The 14,847-nt window shown below is 64.1% G+C and carries 19 protein-coding genes; 12 read left to right on the top strand and 7 right to left on the bottom strand.

Annotated features, from left to right (window positions below):
- Window positions 1-106 precede the first annotated feature (106 nt).
- Both trxA and XH91_RS01465 read left to right on the top strand, forming a co-directional pair.
- Window positions 107-1,027: a thioredoxin gene (trxA, locus tag XH91_RS01470; RefSeq protein WP_128948942.1), complete on the top strand. Its 921-nt coding sequence runs from the start codon at window positions 107-109 to the stop codon at window positions 1,025-1,027.
- A gap of 32 nt (window positions 1,028-1,059) precedes the next feature.
- A complete protein-coding gene (locus XH91_RS01465; protein WP_128948941.1) occupies window positions 1,060-1,737 on the top strand; it encodes an LON peptidase substrate-binding domain-containing protein in 678 nt (225 codons plus the stop codon).
- Between the two features lie 64 nt (window positions 1,738-1,801).
- On the opposite strand, the gene XH91_RS01460 is transcribed toward XH91_RS01465, so the two are convergent.
- The 5 genes from XH91_RS01460 to XH91_RS01440 form a co-directional block, all read right to left on the bottom strand.
- Window positions 1,802-2,383 (bottom strand): cytochrome b/b6 domain-containing protein, encoded by a 582-nt coding sequence (locus tag XH91_RS01460; RefSeq protein WP_128948940.1) that lies wholly within the window; start codon window positions 2,381-2,383, stop codon window positions 1,802-1,804.
- Window positions 2,384-2,408: 25 nt separating this feature from the next.
- Window positions 2,409-2,687: a PepSY domain-containing protein gene (locus XH91_RS01455; RefSeq protein WP_164933951.1), complete on the bottom strand. Its 279-nt coding sequence runs from the start codon at window positions 2,685-2,687 to the stop codon at window positions 2,409-2,411.
- 215 nt (window positions 2,688-2,902) lie between these two features.
- Window positions 2,903-3,715 (bottom strand): SDR family oxidoreductase, encoded by an 813-nt coding sequence (locus XH91_RS01450; RefSeq protein WP_128948939.1) that lies wholly within the window; start codon window positions 3,713-3,715, stop codon window positions 2,903-2,905.
- On the bottom strand, window positions 3,712-4,515 hold the full coding sequence (locus XH91_RS01445) for a crotonase/enoyl-CoA hydratase family protein (protein WP_128948938.1): 804 nt from the start codon (window positions 4,513-4,515) through the stop codon (window positions 3,712-3,714). The genes XH91_RS01450 and XH91_RS01445 overlap by 4 nt, the downstream gene beginning before the upstream one ends.
- Before the next feature lie 39 nt (window positions 4,516-4,554).
- Complete coding sequence (locus tag XH91_RS01440; RefSeq protein ID WP_128948937.1) at window positions 4,555-4,905, bottom strand: hypothetical protein; 351 nt, start codon at window positions 4,903-4,905, stop codon at window positions 4,555-4,557.
- A gap of 106 nt (window positions 4,906-5,011) precedes the next feature.
- Here XH91_RS01440 and XH91_RS01435 point away from each other — a divergent pair, with 106 nt between their 5' ends.
- Together XH91_RS01435 and XH91_RS01430 are read left to right on the top strand one after the other, a co-directional pair.
- A complete protein-coding gene (locus XH91_RS01435) occupies window positions 5,012-5,542 on the top strand; it encodes a TetR/AcrR family transcriptional regulator (RefSeq protein ID WP_128948936.1) in 531 nt (176 codons plus the stop codon).
- A 56-nt stretch (window positions 5,543-5,598) separates the two neighbouring features.
- Complete coding sequence (locus tag XH91_RS01430) at window positions 5,599-5,796, top strand: Trm112 family protein (RefSeq protein ID WP_128948935.1); 198 nt, start codon at window positions 5,599-5,601, stop codon at window positions 5,794-5,796.
- A 204-nt stretch (window positions 5,797-6,000) separates the two neighbouring features.
- On the opposite strand, the gene XH91_RS01425 is transcribed toward XH91_RS01430, so the two are convergent.
- Window positions 6,001-7,221, bottom strand: a complete 1,221-nt coding sequence (locus XH91_RS01425) for a ubiquinone biosynthesis hydroxylase (RefSeq protein ID WP_128948934.1) — start codon at window positions 7,219-7,221, stop codon at window positions 6,001-6,003.
- A gap of 196 nt (window positions 7,222-7,417) precedes the next feature.
- On the opposite strand from XH91_RS01425, the gene tesB reads away from it, so the two are divergent.
- A complete protein-coding gene (gene tesB, locus XH91_RS01420) occupies window positions 7,418-8,281 on the top strand; it encodes an acyl-CoA thioesterase II (protein WP_128948933.1) in 864 nt (287 codons plus the stop codon).
- A gap of 4 nt (window positions 8,282-8,285) precedes the next feature.
- Here tesB and XH91_RS01415 read toward each other — a convergent pair whose 3' ends face one another.
- Window positions 8,286-9,176: a DUF4339 domain-containing protein gene (locus tag XH91_RS01415; RefSeq protein WP_128948932.1), complete on the bottom strand. Its 891-nt coding sequence runs from the start codon at window positions 9,174-9,176 to the stop codon at window positions 8,286-8,288.
- Window positions 9,177-9,422: 246 nt separating this feature from the next.
- Here XH91_RS01415 and XH91_RS01410 point away from each other — a divergent pair, with 246 nt between their 5' ends.
- The 7 genes from XH91_RS01410 to XH91_RS01380 all read left to right on the top strand — a co-directional run bounded on the left by XH91_RS01410 (window position 9,423) and on the right by XH91_RS01380 (window position 14,775).
- Window positions 9,423-9,761 carry a P-II family nitrogen regulator gene (locus XH91_RS01410; protein WP_028176997.1) on the top strand — a complete coding sequence of 113 codons (339 nt, stop codon included), beginning with the start codon at window positions 9,423-9,425 and terminating at the stop codon, window positions 9,759-9,761.
- 78 nt (window positions 9,762-9,839) lie between these two features.
- Window positions 9,840-11,141 carry an ammonium transporter gene (locus XH91_RS01405; RefSeq protein ID WP_128948931.1) on the top strand — a complete coding sequence of 434 codons (1,302 nt, stop codon included), beginning with the start codon at window positions 9,840-9,842 and terminating at the stop codon, window positions 11,139-11,141.
- A 39-nt stretch (window positions 11,142-11,180) separates the two neighbouring features.
- Complete coding sequence (locus XH91_RS01400; protein ID WP_057752481.1) at window positions 11,181-11,495, top strand: ArsR/SmtB family transcription factor; 315 nt, start codon at window positions 11,181-11,183, stop codon at window positions 11,493-11,495.
- Window positions 11,492-11,839 (top strand): SRPBCC family protein, encoded by a 348-nt coding sequence (locus XH91_RS01395; RefSeq protein WP_128948930.1) that lies wholly within the window; start codon window positions 11,492-11,494, stop codon window positions 11,837-11,839. The genes XH91_RS01400 and XH91_RS01395 overlap by 4 nt, the downstream gene beginning before the upstream one ends.
- Window positions 11,840-11,880: 41 nt before the next feature.
- On the top strand, window positions 11,881-12,483 hold the full coding sequence (locus XH91_RS01390) for an ATP-dependent Clp protease proteolytic subunit (protein ID WP_128948929.1): 603 nt from the start codon (window positions 11,881-11,883) through the stop codon (window positions 12,481-12,483).
- Between the two features lie 382 nt (window positions 12,484-12,865).
- Complete coding sequence (locus XH91_RS01385) at window positions 12,866-13,204, top strand: P-II family nitrogen regulator (protein WP_027535364.1); 339 nt, start codon at window positions 12,866-12,868, stop codon at window positions 13,202-13,204.
- Window positions 13,205-13,242: 38 nt separating this feature from the next.
- Window positions 13,243-14,775 carry an ammonium transporter gene (locus XH91_RS01380; protein ID WP_128948928.1) on the top strand — a complete coding sequence of 511 codons (1,533 nt, stop codon included), beginning with the start codon at window positions 13,243-13,245 and terminating at the stop codon, window positions 14,773-14,775.
- The last annotated feature ends 72 nt before the right edge of the window (window positions 14,776-14,847 follow it).

Genomic DNA, 14,847 nt, shown 5'->3' with positions numbered 1-14,847 from the left:
GATTGAAATTCGGCCGCCCCGGCCCAATTTTAGGGCCTGAAACGAAGCATATGCGATGGCGACGTGCTAAAGAGCCGCCATTCCAGACATCTGACGAGGGGATCCCGTGACGATCATCGACCAGGGTAACGGAGCGGGCCCGGCTGCGGCCGATCTGATCAAGGACACCACCACCCAGACCTTCGTGAAGGACGTCATCGAGGAATCGAAGCGCCAGCCGGTGCTGATCGACTTCTGGGCGGAATGGTGCGGCCCCTGCAAGCAGCTCACCCCCGTGCTGGAAAAGGCGGTCAAGGCGGCCAAGGGCAAGGTCAAGCTGGTCAAGATGAACATCGACCAGCATCCGGCGATCCCGGGCCAGATGGGCATCCAGTCGATCCCAGCCGTGATCGCCTTCGTCAACGGCCAGCCCGCGGACGGCTTCATGGGCGCGGTGCCTGAGAGCCAGGTCAACGCCTTCATCGAGAAGCTGACCAAGGGCGTCACTGCGCCGGGCGAGCCCAACATCGCCGAGATCCTGCAGGAGGCGGAGGCCGTTCTCGCCGAGGGCGACACTGCGGCCGCCGCACAGATCTACGCCGAAGTGCTGCAGTATGATTCGACCAATATCCCCGCGCTTGCAGGCCTTGCCAAATGCTATGCCATTTCGGGCGCGATGGAGCAGGCCAAGCAGACGCTGGCCATGGTGCCGGAATCCAAGCGCAACGATCCCCTAGTGAAGGCGGTGCAGACGGCGATCGATCTCGCCGAACAGGCGGAGCAGCTCGGGCCGATCGCTGAACTGGAACAGAAAGTCGCCGCAAACCCGCTCGATCATCAGGCCCGCTTCGACCTTGCCACCGCGCTGAACGCAAAGGGCGACCGGGCCGCCGCCACCGAGCAGCTGCTCGCGATCGTCAAGCGCGATCGCAAGTGGAACGACGACGGCGCCCGCAAGCAGCTTGTGCAGTTCTTCGAGGCCTGGGGCGGTGCGGACGAGGCCACCGTCGAGGGACGCAAGCGCTTGTCGACGATCCTGTTTTCGTAAGCGCAGGTCGCAAAATCGACGCGGGGACTGAGATGCCGATCAACATCGAATATCGCGGCCCCGCCGACCTTCCGGAAATCATTCCGGTGTTTCCGCTGCCGGGCGCGCTGCTGCTGCCGCGCGGCCAGATGCCGCTCAACATCTTCGAGCCGCGTTATCTGGCGATGGTCGACGACAGCTTCCGCGACGGGCACCGCCTGATCGGCATGATCCAGCCCGACGTGGCGCATTCGCCGAAAAATTCCGACAAGCCGGCGCTGTTCAGCGTCGGCTGCGTCGGCCGCATCACCCAGCTCGCCGAATCCGGCGACGGCCGCTACATCCTCGAGCTGACGGGCGTTGCCCGCTTCAAGGTGATCGAGGAGCTCGACGTCCTGACCGCCTACCGGCAGTGCAAGGTCGATTTCTTCGCCTTCGCCGACGATTTCAAGGCGCGCCTCGGCGAGGAGGCAGTCAACCGCGAGGCGCTGTTGGTGGCGCTGGCGGATTTTCTGAAAGCCAACAATCTCAAGGTCGACTGGGAGGGCGTCGAGAGCGCACCCAACGAGGCCCTGGTCAATGCGCTGGCGATGATGTCGCCCTATGGCCCCGCAGAGAAGCAGGCGATGCTGGAAGCGCCCGACCTGAAGACCCGTGCCGAGATCCTGATCGCGGTGACCGAGATGGACCTCGCCAAGAAACGCACCAGCGGCGACCCGCCGTTGCAGTGAGGCGTCCGCGGCAAGCCACAAACTCCGTCAAGCCCGGGCATGACGAGGAGAGAGTGTTCGCGCGCTACGACCGACCACGGATCCGCTTGCGGCCGGTGATCATGGAGCGGAGCAGGTTCTCGCGCTGAAGCCAGCTCATCAGCACCACGCCTGCAACGTGGAGCACGATCAGGATCATGACCGCGTCCGACGCGACGGCGTGCGTGTCCTCGATCCACCAGACGCCGAAGAAGGCGACCGTCACCGACAGCGCGCCCGTGATCGCCGAGACGGCGAGTAACAGCAGCAGCGCCACCAGCATCAACGTGCCCGCGGGATTGAGTCCGATATAGCGGCCGGTAATGCCGCGGCCCAGATTCCGGAGATAGGAGGGCGCAGCGCGCAGCCTGACACCGGTCATGCGAAAGCGCGAATAGCGGCTGCCGCAAAAGCCCCAGGCCAGGCGAAAGACGAGCAGCGCAATGACGGTATAACCGACGATGCGGTGAAGACTGTCGTAGACAGTCGGCGTGAACCACGCGGCCAGGACGCACGCCGCGAGGGTCCAGTGCCAGAGGCGCAGCGGAAGATCCCAGACTGAGATGGTCCGATGAGCGAGACGTCTGTCGGACACCCCGCGCGCGTCTGATACCGCTTTGTCGTTCAAGCCGGCACAACCCTTAACTTAGGCCTTACTTGGCGATCGTGTGTTTCAGGCTGAGATCTTCGGGGCTGTAGAACAGCTCGAACAGCTTGCCGCCCTTGACGCCATAGACTTCATAGCAGGAGCCTTCGATCTTGGAGCGACGCACCTCATAACCCGCGGCTTTCGCCTTGGCTTCGGCATCGCTCGCCGGCTTCCACGACGGCTTGTCGAGCTTGGTGCAGTCCCTGAAGCCGTCGGCCATCGCCGTCGATCCGATGCCGGTCCCGACGATCAGCGCGATGGCAAGAACACGAATGACACTCACTGATGTATCTCCCTCTTCTGTCGTATGCGCAGCGCTTGCGCGACGCGCGATGGAAGGAAGCGAAGACGAAGGTGAAGTCAATTGCGCCGCATGTCGGCGCGCCGTTAGAGATATTCTAGCGGTGGCCAAAACATCAGCGCGCTCCGCGTGCAACACGGGTTTGGCAGCGTGCTGCGGCCTTAAGCCTCACGGCCGGATTCAGCGGCGAGCGAGCCCTAAGCCGCTTGGTGTGTGACGGAATATCGGTGTTGCAGCCAGTCCGCCCACGTAAGGCGTCCACGTGCGCCTCGGCTGATGACAAAGCCCATGCCGCGCGCTTTTGCCTCGGACATCGGCACCGGAAGGATTTTTCGGTGCAGCCCTCGCGCATCCCGATACTGGCCGCCAAGCTCGGCGATGCTAATGTCTTGGGGACCTCCAATCTCGGTGCGCTCGCCGAATATCCCGTCGAAGGCGCAGGCCACGATGTGATCGGCGACATCGCTGGTATCGACGGGATTGAAGGACGTCGTCGGCATCGGCCACAGCGGAAGCCAGGCGAAGCTCGTAATCATCTTGTCGAGCAGATAATAGAACGGCATTGCGCGAACGACGGACCAGGACAGTGCGGAGGCACGAACCAGCCTTTCCCCGGCGAGCTTGACGCGAGCATAGGGCAATGTCGCATCATCGAGACCGACGATCGACACGTGCAGAAAGTGCCGGATGGATTGCCGCTGGCAGAGCGACAGCAAGCGCTCCGTTCCCTCGACATCCACCGCCGAAGGCGACCTGAAGAAATCGACTGGCCGAACGCCGCCGCGCCGCGCGATCGGCGAATACGTCGCGGCGTTGATGACCGTGTCGACATCCTGCAAGGCGTCGCTCAGGCCTACGCCTGTGGCAAGATCGCCAACGGCCCATTCGACATCCGGGCGCGCGCCTGGAGACCTCGCAAGCAGCCGGACGTGATGGCCGTCGCCGACGAGACGATCGACGATGTCGCGACCGAGATGACCGGTGCCTCCGGTAACGAGTGTCAGCGTCATGCCCGGCTCCATCGCGGTGCGCGGTTCTCCAGATTGCTGCTCACGGCCTCGATATGATTGGGGGTGCCAAGCAGTGCGGCCTGCTCGGCGGTCTCGGCGGCAAGACCCGTGGCGACGTCGGAGGTCGCGGCGAGATTGAGCAGACGCTTGGCAGCGCGAACGGCATCCGGGCTGCGGCTGGCGATCTGGTGGGCGATCGACTGCGCCGCCGCCAGTGGATCGTCGGCCACTCCCGTCGCGAAGCCGTAGGCCAGCGCTTCGCTGGCCGAGAACACGCGGCCGGTATAGGTCAGCTCGCGCACGACATCCTCGCGCGCAAGGTGGCGCATCAACAACGTGCCGGCCATGTCGGGCACCAAGCCCCATTTGGCCTCGATGACGCCAAGCTTCGTCGCCGGCGCCAGATAGCGAAGGTCCGCACCGAGCGCGAGCTGGAAGCCACCACCGAAGGCGACGCCATGGACCGCGGCAATGACGGGCACCGGCAGCTCGCGCCACAGCCAGACCAGGTGCTGCGCATAGTTCGCCATGTCGTGGCTTCGCTGCATGAGGTCGACGGACGGGATCAGCGATTCGCCTCGCGTCGTCGCAAGAAGGCGATCCAGATCGAGGCCGGCGCAGAACGCCCGTCCTTCTCCGGAGAGAATGACGGCGCGGACATCCCTGCGCGCACCGAGTTTTGTGCCGGCGGCGATGAGTGCCTCGAACATGGCGGGGTCGAGGGCATTCATCTTGTCAGGCCGATTGAGACGGACATGGGCCACGCCGTCTACGATGGTCAACTGAACACAATCTTCCATAACGTCACTCCGCTTATGCGTGGCCTGTCGTTGCGACGATCAATAGCCGGCCACCGCCATGACCACGACTGCCGTGAGCGCCATCCAGCCGAAGTGGCGACCACGCGTCGCCCATGCGTTGGCGCAGGCGGAGAAGCCGAACACCCCGATCATGGTCAGCACGATCCAGCGGCGCGCCGACGCCGAATCCATCCAGGGCGTTGCAATCAGGAGCACCCCGCAGCCGATCCAGGCGACGGTCGAGGCCTGCCAGACCAGCCGGATCAGGGTGCGGAGCCGCGGCGGCTCGATGGTGGCGCGGGGAAAGACCTTGGTCTCGCCGAGCAGGCCGTGGATCAGGGCGACCAGAATCGCGAGGATGCCGGCGCACTGCAGCAGGAGATCACGCATCGACAAGGCTCCCTGGATCTTCGTCCATACATCTGTGTATGGTGAGATAGAGGCTGGCCTGCGGCCTGTCAATACACTAGTGTATGGTCCGATATCGGGACCGGACATGACCGAACAGCTCACCGCGGACGACTGGATCAGCCAGGGCATCAAGGCGCTCAGCAAAAGCGGCTTTACCGCGCTGAAGGCCGATCCATTGGCAAGGGCCATGGGCGTCTCGCGTGGCAGCTTCTACTGGCATTTTGCCGATCTCGGCGCGTTCCACGCGGCCGTGCTGAAACGCTGGCGCGAGATCGCGGCCGAGGAGATCATCGCACGCGTCGAGGCCGACAGCGACGAACAGCTGAAAGCGCTGTTGCGCCGGACCTTCGGCGCCCGGCTTGATCTCGAGCGCGCGGTGCGCAACTGGGCCGCATTCGACGCGGCGGCGCAGGCGGCCGTCCGCGCCATCGACCGCCGCAGGCTCGACTATATCGGGGCGTTGCTGGAGAAGCGGGGGCTCGACGCTGCGACGGCGCAGGCGCGGGCGCAGATCCTGTACTGGACGTTTCTCGGCTTCGCGCTGTCGGCGGTGCCGGTACCGGCCGCACGGCTGCAGGGTCTGCTGGACGAGATCCGGAAGATGGTCTCGGGCTGAGTTGATGGGCGACCGCGAATTTCTATGTTAGAGGCAAGGGAATGCCGGAGACCCCCATGAACGCGTCCACCGAACGCCCCGAAAACAGCGTCGATCCGAAACTGCTGGAGATCCTGGTCTGCCCGCTGACCAAGGGCCCGCTGGAATTCGACGCAGGCAGGCAGGAGCTGATCTCGCGCTCTGCAAAACTCGCTTATCCGATCCGCGACGGCATCCCGATCATGCTGCCGGAAGAAGCGAGGAAGATCGACTGAGGGTGGCTGCCGATGTGCGATGATCGCGCCATACGCTCGGTGTCGTCCCGGACAAGCGAAGCGCAGATCCGAGACCCATAATCACACTGAGTGGTTTGGGGCGAGCTTGTCACTCCGAGTCTTCGCAAAACGACTGCTGCGGCGTATGGGTCCCGGCCTTCGCCGGGACGACAGCGGAGAGTTAGGCCCCGTCGAGGGCGAAAACTACAACGCCTCACCCTTCAACAGCTTCGGGATCTCTCCGGTCAGACCCGCCGCCTGGCGGATGAAGAGATTCTTCAGCGGCGGGGTGCGATCGACGATGCCGAGGCCGATGTCGCGGACGGTGCGCAAGAGCGTCGACTGATTCGAGAACAGGAAGTTCAGCGAGTTGGTGGCAACGCCCATGGCCATGGTATCGAAGCGACGCCAGCGCTGATAGCGATCGAGCACGTCGGCGCCGCCGAGATCCATGCCGAGCCGCGCGGCATCGACCACGACCTCGGCCAAGGCGGCGACATCCTTCAGCCCCATGTTGAGGCCTTGCCCCGCGATCGGATGAATGACGTGCGCGGAATCGCCGACCAGCGCGAGGCGCTCGGCGACGAAGGAACGCGCCACGAAATAGGACAGCGGAAACGCGCGCGGCTTGTCGAGCGCCTTCACCTCGCCGAGATGCAGACCAAAACGTCGCTCGAGCTCGGCGTGGAATTCCTCGTCGCTGAGCGCGATGATGCGGGCGGCCTCAGTGCGGCGCTCGGTCCAGACCAGCGAGGAGCGCTTGCCGGTGAGCGGTAGAATGGCAAACGGACCCGCGGGCAAAAAGTGCTCTTCGGCGCGGCCTTCATGATCCCGCTCGTGGCCGACGGTGACGACGATGCCGGATTGATCGTATTCCCAGCCATGGGTGGCGATGTCCGCGCGCTCGCGAAGTTTGGACTTCGCACCGTCGGCTGCGACGAGCAAGCTCGCCGCAATCACGCTGCCGTCGCCGAGCGTGACGTCGATGCCCTCGCTGCGCGCATCGTAGGACGACACGGTGGTTGCGCGAAGATCGATGCCGGCAGCTTCGGCACGGACGACCAGCGCGTCGATCAGGCGGCGGTTCTCGACCATATGCGCGAAGGGCTCGCCGGGCGCGACATCGCCGGCGAAATTCAGGAACGTCGGACGCGTGGCGTCCTCCAGCTTCGAATCCGTGACGACCATGTCGAGAATCGGCTGCGCTTCAGCTCTCACATCGTCCCAGGCGCCGAGCGCCTCGAACAGGCGGCGGCAGGCCGCCACGATCGCGGTCGCACGCGGATCGCGGCTCGGCCGCGTGGCGAGAGCGGGGTCGGCGACGATGACGGGAATCTCGGGCCCGAGCCCCTGCCGTAGCGCCAACGCGAGCGCCAAGCCCGCAAACGCGCCGCCACCGATGACAATGTGACCCTGTACCGACATACCAAAATTCCCGTCTAACTCTGGGTCTTGCTAGCAGACTTGAGGTGGGCGAAACAGTGCGGTGAAACAAGGGCGGAACGACGCCCGCCTGTGCCATTCCGGGGCGCGGCAAAGTCGCGACACGAGCCGGGATTATGGATTCCGGGCCTGCGCTGTTCCGGCGCATCCCGGAATGACGACTGAGAGAGTTGCTGTCATGTCCAAAAGCCTGATCGACCTGATTTCGATCCTCGATCTCGAGCAGCTCGAGGTGAATTTGTTCCGCGGCAACAGCCCGAAGACGAGCTGGCAGCGGGTGTTCGGCGGACAGGTGATCGGCCAGGCGATGGTGGCGGCGTGCCGCACCGTCGAGGGGCGGCTGCCGCATTCGCTGCATTGCTATTTCATCCTGCCGGGCGATCCGCAGATCCCGATCATCTACCAGGTCGAGCGCCTGCGCGACGGCAAGAGCTATTCGACACGCCGCGTCACCGCCATCCAGCATGGCAATGCGATATTCTCGATCATGGTGTCGTTCCATGCCGAGGAAGAGAGCGCATTCGACCACCAGGACAAGATGCCTGACGTGCCGCCGCCCGAGAAGCTCACGGCGGAGGAGGTGGCGAAGCAGCCGATGTTCCGCGAGATGCCGGAGTTCATCCGCCGCTATTACGAATCCGATCGCCCGATCGAGCTGCGCCCGGTCGAGCTCGGCCGTTATTTCGGCCAGAAGATCGAGGACGGCCGCATCCACGTCTGGATCAAGACGGCGGCGAAGCTGCCCGATGATCCGGCGCTGCACATGTGTGCGCTGGCCTATGCCTCGGATTTCTCGCTGCTGGATGCGATCATGGCGCGCTATGGCCGCACGCTGTTCGACAAGCGCATGATGCCGGCAAGCCTCGACCACGCAATGTGGTTTCACCGCCCGTTCCGCGCCGACGAATGGCTGCTCTACGCGCAGGATTCGCCGAGCGCGCAATCGGGCCGCGGCCTGACCCGCGGCTCGATCTTCAAGCCCGACGGCACGCTGATCGCCTCCGTCGCGCAGGAAGGTTCCGTGCGCGAGCGGAGGAGCTGATCGTTCAGCGCGAGCCGCGCGGCGCGAGCTCGGTCTGCGAGGCGAACCAGTTCATGATCCAGCGATAGACCCACGGGATCGGGATCAGGAAGCCGGACAGGAACGCCGCCACGATTCCGCGCCAGAGGATTCCGAGCCCGGTGCCTTTGAAGATGATCTCGCGGCGCGTGCCCTCGATATTGCGGTAGATCCAGCGCAGCTGGGCGGCAGCGACCCAAGCCCATCCGATGATGGTGATCATGGAGACCGCGAACAGCAGGTTCCAGCCGATATAGCCGACGATCGATCCGTTGAAGCTGAGGCCCAGCGGCTGCCCGTTGGAGGCGAGGTTGGCGACAATCCACTTGAGCAGCATCCAGTACAGGACGATCTCGACGAGAAAGAGCGCAAGGTTCAGCACCTGGACGCCGGAATAGCCGACGACGACAGCCAGAACGATGAAGCCGAAGAACCAGGGCACCATCGTCATCGCATTGCCGGTGAAGGACAGGTTTGGCCGGCCGGGGACCTTGATGCAGGACACGATCCATTTCGTGTACCAGACGAACACCCACGGCACCGGGATGACGAGGCACGAGAGGATCAGCATCACCAGCGTGCGCCAGGTGAAGTCGACGATCCCGAAATCGACCGATAGCGATCCGCCGGCCGCGCTGCCGGCGCCGGCATAGGCGCCACCCGCCGTCATCGGCGGGCCCCCGCCCGGAATGATCGGCGGTGTGCCGCCGCCCGAGATCAATCCTGGAATTTCGGCGGCCTTCTGCCAGCCGGCCATGCCCTCGGACCACACCAACGTGTCCGGGCGCACGACGCCCTGTGCGATCAGATCGCGGAATTGCCCGTCCGGATAGGGCCCCTGCTGCTTGCCCTCGGATGCATAAAACCAACTCGCCATGACGCGTCCCCCCAAAATACTTATGTACCGTTCGGCCGTCGCGGGTTCACCGCATCCATGCCAAAAGTGGATTGTGAGGGATGAACGGATGCCCTGTACAGAGGCGGCCGTTCACATGACCGCCCCTGGCCAAGCGTTTTTCCGCTTCAATATGCAAGTTTTTTGTGCCATTTGCCCGGAAAGATGCCAGATTGACGCATCGCCGGGGACACACGGCGGGCGCATCCCCGGGGAACAGGCCTAATCATGAAACTCGTCGTCGCGATCATCAAACCCTTCAAGCTCGATGAAGTCCGTCAGGCCCTCACGGCGATCGGTGTCCACGGCATGACCGTGACCGAGGTGAAGGGTTACGGCCGCCAGAAGGGTCACACCGAGATCTATCGCGGTGCGGAATATGTCGTGAACTTCCTGCCCAAGCTGCGGATCGAGATCGCGGTGGCTTCCGACGTCGCCGACAAGGCCGTCAGCGTAATCACCGCGACCGCCCGCACCGGGCAGATCGGCGACGGCAAGATCTTCGTCACGCCGATCGATCACGCGCTGCGCATCCGCACCGGCGAAACCGACAGCGACGCGCTCTAGCTCCAGTTCTTCATCTTCGATCGCACCGGGCAACGACGCCATAGCGTGCGACGCCATCACGATGCCGGGGGAAATGACATGGCGGGATTGTTGCGCCGCGTAGCCGCTATGGCTGCGGGATCAGGATTTGCGTTGGCCATGGCTGCGCCGGCGCGGGCCGCAACGAGCGAGATCAACACGGCCGACACCGCCTGGATGATCGTCGCCACCGCGCTGGTGCTGATGATGACGATCCCGGGCCTGGCGCTGTTCTATTCCGGCATGGTTCGCAAGAAGAACGTGCTCGCGACCATGGCGCAGAGCCTTGCCGCGGTGACGCTGATCTCCATTCTCTGGGTCGCGTTCGGCTATTCGCTGTGCTTCGTCGGCGACGGCCCGTGGCTCGGTTCGCTCGACCGCTGGTTCCTCGCCGGCATGACCATGGACAGCATCAACCCGGCGGCGAAGACCATCCCCGAAGCGCTGTTCATGCTGTACCAGATGACGTTTGCGATCATCACCGTGGCGCTGGTCGCGGGCTCGGTCGCGGACCGGATGCGGTTCTCCGCCTATCTCCTGTTCTCGGTCGCCTGGTTCATCTTCGTCTACATTCCGCTGGCGCACTGGATCTGGGGCGGCGGCTTCCTCAACAGCATGGGCGTGCTGGATTTCGCCGGCGGCCTCGTCGTGCATCTGTCGGCCGGCACCGGCGGTCTGGTCGCCGCAAAGGTGATGGGACGGCGTCACGGCTACGGCACCGAGAATCTCTCGCCGTTCGATCTGTCGCTCGCAGTGATGGGCACGGGCCTGTTGTGGGTCGGCTGGTTCGGCTTCAACGGCGGCTCGGCGGGCGCAGCCAATTCGCGCGCGGTGATGGCGATCATCGCGACGCATCTCGCAGCCTGCTCCGGCGCGCTGACCTGGGGCGCGATCGAATGGTATGCGCGGCGCAAGCCCTCCGTGCTCGGCATGATCTCGGGCGCGGTGGCTGGCCTCGGCACCATCACGCCGGCCTCGGGCTTCGTCGCACCATGGCACGGCATCGTCATCGGTATCGCCGCCGGCGCAATCTGCTACTGGGCCTGCACCTGGCTGAAGCACCGATTCAATTATGACGACTCGCTCGACGTGTTCGGCGTGCACGGCATCGGCGGGCTGACCGGTACGCTGCTCGCGGGCGTGTTTGCGACCAGCGCAATCGGCGGCACCGCCGGCCTGCTCGAGGGCCATCCGCAGCAATTGCTGATCCAGCTCTACGGCGTCGCCGTCACCTTCGTCTGGTCGGCCGGGATCAGCTTCATCCTGCTCAAATTGGTCGGGGCGTTCATACCACTGCGCGTCTCGCGCGAGCAGGAACTCGAAGGCCTCGACATCACCCAGCACGGCGAAGCCCTGCAATAAGAGCTTGCGCAACACATAAGTAAATGCTTATGTGTTGACATGATCGAAGCCGACATCTTCAAGGCGCTGGCCGACCCGACCCGCCGCAAGGTCTTTGAGAAGCTCGCCGGCGGCAGCCTGAATGCCAGCGCCTTGCGCGACGGATTGGAGATCAGCCAGCCGGCGATGTCGCAGCATCTTTCGGTGCTGCGCGCGGCAGGGCTCGTGCGCGAGCAGCGGCAGGGCCGCTTCGTGAACTACGAAGTCGATCCCGAAGGAATCGTCGCCATCGGGGCCTGGCTTGCGCGCTACCGCGCCTATTGGCCGAAGCGCATGGACGCACTCGCCGATCTCTTGAAGGAGATGGATCAATGAGCGACGCAGCGAAGCCTGGTCCCTCCGATGAACAGCTGGTGCTCGAATATGAATTCGATGCACCGCCTGCAAAAGTCTGGCGCGCGGTCACGATTCCGGAATTGCGCGAGCGCTGGCTGCCGGATTGCGACCTCGCCGGCGCCGAGCCTGAAACATCGATTCCCGGCGAAGAGGTGCGCTACCGGATGCGCGATTCGGAGCCGCCGTTCCGTGAGAGCCAGGTCATCTTCAAGATCGAGCCGAACGTGTCGGGCGGCACGCGTTTTCGCATCATTCAGCAAGCCTGCGCGACGCTGCCGCGGCCGGCCAACAGCAATTGCTGCGTGATGCGCGCGGCGGCCTGACACCCACACGACTTCATCACTTGCAGACATGGAGGTCGCCGATGCGCGACATGCTTCAGCTCGTCCCTATGGTCGTCGAACAATCCGCTCGCGGCGAGCGATCCTTCGACATCTATTCGCGCCTCTTGCGCGAGCGCATCATCTTCCTCAATGGCGAGGTCAATGACGCGATGTCGGGCCTCGTCTGCGCGCAGCTCCTGTTCCTGGAAGCGGAGAATCCGAACCGGCCGATCAATCTCTACATCAACTCCTATGGCGGCGTGGTCACGTCAGGCCTTGCGATGTACGACACCATGCAGTTCATCAAGGCGCCGGTGCACACGCTGTGCATGGGCACGGCGCGCTCGATGGGCTCGTTCCTGCTGATGGCCGGCGAGCCCGGCCACCGCGCCGCCCTGCCCAATGCCAGCCTTCACGTGCACCAGCCGCTCGGCGGCTTTCAGGGCCAGGCCTCCGACATCCTGATCCACGCCAACGAGATGCAGGAAACCAAGCGGCGCATCATCCGCCTCTATGCGCAGCATTGCCGTCGCACGGAGGCGGAGGTCGAACGGACCCTGGACCGCGACCACTTCATGACCGCGCAGCAGGGGGTTGAATGGGGCCTGGTCGACCGGGTGTTCACGGAACGCGCCCCGGCCTGATTGGCCTGACCGGTTGCGACCATCCTGTAAGCAGCCGAAGCTCGCGCTCTCTCTTCTGCAGCCTTCGGCGGGCGATGCCTGTAACAAAATACCTTTCTGCTGCCCGACACATGAGCAGCATTGTGTCGACAGCCTGTCGTGCCTGCATTTTGATCAGCCGTGACCACGTTTTGAGCGCGACGTATTAGCGCAGTGCAGCGCGGTACAAGCTGAGCGCGAAAACACCCGCTTTCATAGCCCGTTAGGCAAGTCGCCCGATCTGGCACGGCATTTGATTCTACGGGGCGTGGCTGTGCCCGCGTAGTGAAACTTCTCCCTCGTGGCGAACCAGTCGAGAAACGCCCGGCCACGTCCGGACCGGGCCCAAGCGGGGATAGGACCCATGAAAATTGTTATGGCGATTATCAAGCCATTCAAGCTGGAAGAAGTCCGTGACGCCCTGACCGCCATTGGCGTTCACGGTCTCACGGTGACGGAAGTCAAAGGATATGGCCGTCAGAAAGGCCACACGGAAATCTATCGCGGCGCCGAATATGCCGTGAGCTTCCTGCCCAAGATCAAGATCGAAGTCGCTGTCGCCTCGGAGCAGGTCGACAAGACCATCGACGCCATCACGTCGGCTGCGAAAACCGGACAGATCGGCGACGGCAAGATCTTCGTCATCAACCTCGACCATGCGGTCCGCATCCGCACCGGCGAGGCCGACGCCGCGGCCCTTTGATTTCGCGCTCAACCAAAATTCAATCAGGAGTAAATGAAATGACGTTCAAGCGTCCCCATGGCGCGGGATTGGCGGCCCTCGCAATTCTCGCAGGGCTTTGTGCCATTGCGCTCGTCGATCCGGCGCTGGCGCAAAGCGCGGCGCCCGCGGCCGATGCTGCAAAGGATGCAGCACCCGCTGCAGCCGCAGCGCCCGTTCCCAACAAAGGCGACGTCGCCTGGATGCTCACCTCCAGCGCGCTCGTTCTGATGATGTCGATCCCCGGCCTCGCACTGTTCTATGGCGGTCTGGTCCGCACCAAGAACATGGCCTCCGTGCTGACCCAGGTGTTCGCGATCGTCTCGATGATCGGCGTGACCTGGACACTCTACGGCTACTCGATGGCCTTCTCTGACGGCGGCAGCATGACCCCATGGGTCGGCGGCTTCAGCAAGGCCTTCATGCACGGGGTCGATGCCACCACGACGTCGGCGACCTTCTCCAACGGCGTGGTGATTCCGGAACTCGCCTATTTCGTGTTCCAGATGACCTTCGCCATGATCACGCCCGCACTGATCGTCGGCGCCTTTGCCGAGCGCATCAAGTTCTCGGCGGTGATGCTGTTCATCCTGCTGTGGTCGACCTTGATCTACTACCCGATCGCTCACTGGGTCTGGTACGTGGCCGCTCCCGATGACGTCGCCAACGCCGCGAAGGCGCTGGCTGCGGCCACCGACGCGGCAGCGAAGACCGCCGCGCAGGCCAAGCTCGACGAGGTCACCGGCGCTGTCGGCTGGCTCGCCGGCGCGGGCGCGCTCGACTTCGCGGGCGGCACCGTCGTGCACATCAATGCCGGTATCGCGGGCCTCGTCGGCGCGCTGATCATCGGCAAGCGCGTCGGCTACGGCAAGGAGCTCATGCCTCCTCATTCGCTGACCATGACCATGATCGGCGCCTCGCTGCTCTGGGTCGGCTGGTTCGGCTTCAACGCCGGCTCGAACCTCGAGGCCAACGGCACCACAGCGCTCGCCTTCGTCAACACCATGGTTGCGACCGCCGGCGCGGCGCTGTCCTGGCTCCTCTGCGAATGGATCGTCAAGGGCAAGCCCTCGCTGCTCGGCATCTGCTCCGGTGCAGTCGCGGGCCTCGTGGCGGTAACTCCGGCGTCCGGTTACGCCGGTCCCGTCGGCGCTCTGGTGCTAGGCCTCGTGGTTTCGCCGGTCTGCCTGTTCTTCGTCTCCACCGTGAAGAATGCCTTCGGCTACGACGACGCGCTGGACGTCTTCGGTGTCCACTGCGTCGGCGGCATCATCGGTGCGCTGGGCACCGGCATCCTGGTCAACCCCGCGCTGGGTGGTGTCGGCATCACCGACTACACCAACATCACGGGCAACAATGCCGGTACCTACGACCTCGTCACCCAGATGATCGCGCAGGGCAAGGCCGTGCTGGCCACGCTGGTGTGGTCGGGTGTCGGATCTGCGATCCTCTACAAGGTCGTCGACGTGGTCGTGGGCCTGCGTCCTTCCGTCGAAGCGGAGCGCGAAGGCCTCGACATCACCGACCACGGCGAGCGCGCCTACAACATGTAACCTCTCCTCCCGGCCGCGATCTCCTCTGGAGATCGCGGCTACTGCTACGGTTTGGGCACATACCCGGCAATG

It is taken from the genome of Bradyrhizobium guangzhouense, from assembly GCF_004114955.1.
GTDB lineage: Bacteria > Pseudomonadota > Alphaproteobacteria > Rhizobiales > Xanthobacteraceae > Bradyrhizobium > Bradyrhizobium guangzhouense.
This window is presented reverse-complemented; position numbering and strand designations above follow the sequence as displayed.

What these genes read in the sequence shown, in the direction of transcription:
- XH91_RS01445 (WP_128948938.1), bottom strand. Translation starts at nt 4,515, where the DNA reads ATGGAAGATTGTGTTCAGTTGACCATCGTAGACGGCGTGGCCCATGTC.
- XH91_RS01440 (WP_128948937.1), bottom strand. Translation starts at nt 4,905, where the DNA reads ATGCGTGATCTCCTGCTGCAGTGCGCCGGCATCCTCGCGATTCTGGTC.
- XH91_RS01400 (WP_057752481.1), top strand. Translation starts at nt 11,181, where the DNA reads ATGATCGAAGCCGACATCTTCAAGGCGCTGGCCGACCCGACCCGCCGC.
- XH91_RS01425 (WP_128948934.1), bottom strand. Translation starts at nt 7,221, where the DNA reads ATGTCGGTACAGGGTCACATTGTCATCGGTGGCGGCGCGTTTGCGGGC.
- XH91_RS01415 (WP_128948932.1), bottom strand. Translation starts at nt 9,176, where the DNA reads ATGGCGAGTTGGTTTTATGCATCCGAGGGCAAGCAGCAGGGGCCCTAT.
- tesB (WP_128948933.1), top strand. Translation starts at nt 7,418, where the DNA reads ATGTCCAAAAGCCTGATCGACCTGATTTCGATCCTCGATCTCGAGCAG.
- XH91_RS01430 (WP_128948935.1), top strand. Translation starts at nt 5,599, where the DNA reads ATGAACGCGTCCACCGAACGCCCCGAAAACAGCGTCGATCCGAAACTG.
- XH91_RS01395 (WP_128948930.1), top strand. Translation starts at nt 11,492, where the DNA reads ATGAGCGACGCAGCGAAGCCTGGTCCCTCCGATGAACAGCTGGTGCTC.
- XH91_RS01405 (WP_128948931.1), top strand. Translation starts at nt 9,840, where the DNA reads ATGGCGGGATTGTTGCGCCGCGTAGCCGCTATGGCTGCGGGATCAGGA.
- XH91_RS01390 (WP_128948929.1), top strand. Translation starts at nt 11,881, where the DNA reads ATGCGCGACATGCTTCAGCTCGTCCCTATGGTCGTCGAACAATCCGCT.
- XH91_RS01410 (WP_028176997.1), top strand. Translation starts at nt 9,423, where the DNA reads ATGAAACTCGTCGTCGCGATCATCAAACCCTTCAAGCTCGATGAAGTC.
- XH91_RS01450 (WP_128948939.1), bottom strand. Translation starts at nt 3,715, where the DNA reads ATGACGCTGACACTCGTTACCGGAGGCACCGGTCATCTCGGTCGCGAC.
- XH91_RS01380 (WP_128948928.1), top strand. Translation starts at nt 13,243, where the DNA reads ATGACGTTCAAGCGTCCCCATGGCGCGGGATTGGCGGCCCTCGCAATT.
- XH91_RS01385 (WP_027535364.1), top strand. Translation starts at nt 12,866, where the DNA reads ATGAAAATTGTTATGGCGATTATCAAGCCATTCAAGCTGGAAGAAGTC.
- XH91_RS01465 (WP_128948941.1), top strand. Translation starts at nt 1,060, where the DNA reads ATGCCGATCAACATCGAATATCGCGGCCCCGCCGACCTTCCGGAAATC.
- XH91_RS01435 (WP_128948936.1), top strand. Translation starts at nt 5,012, where the DNA reads ATGACCGAACAGCTCACCGCGGACGACTGGATCAGCCAGGGCATCAAG.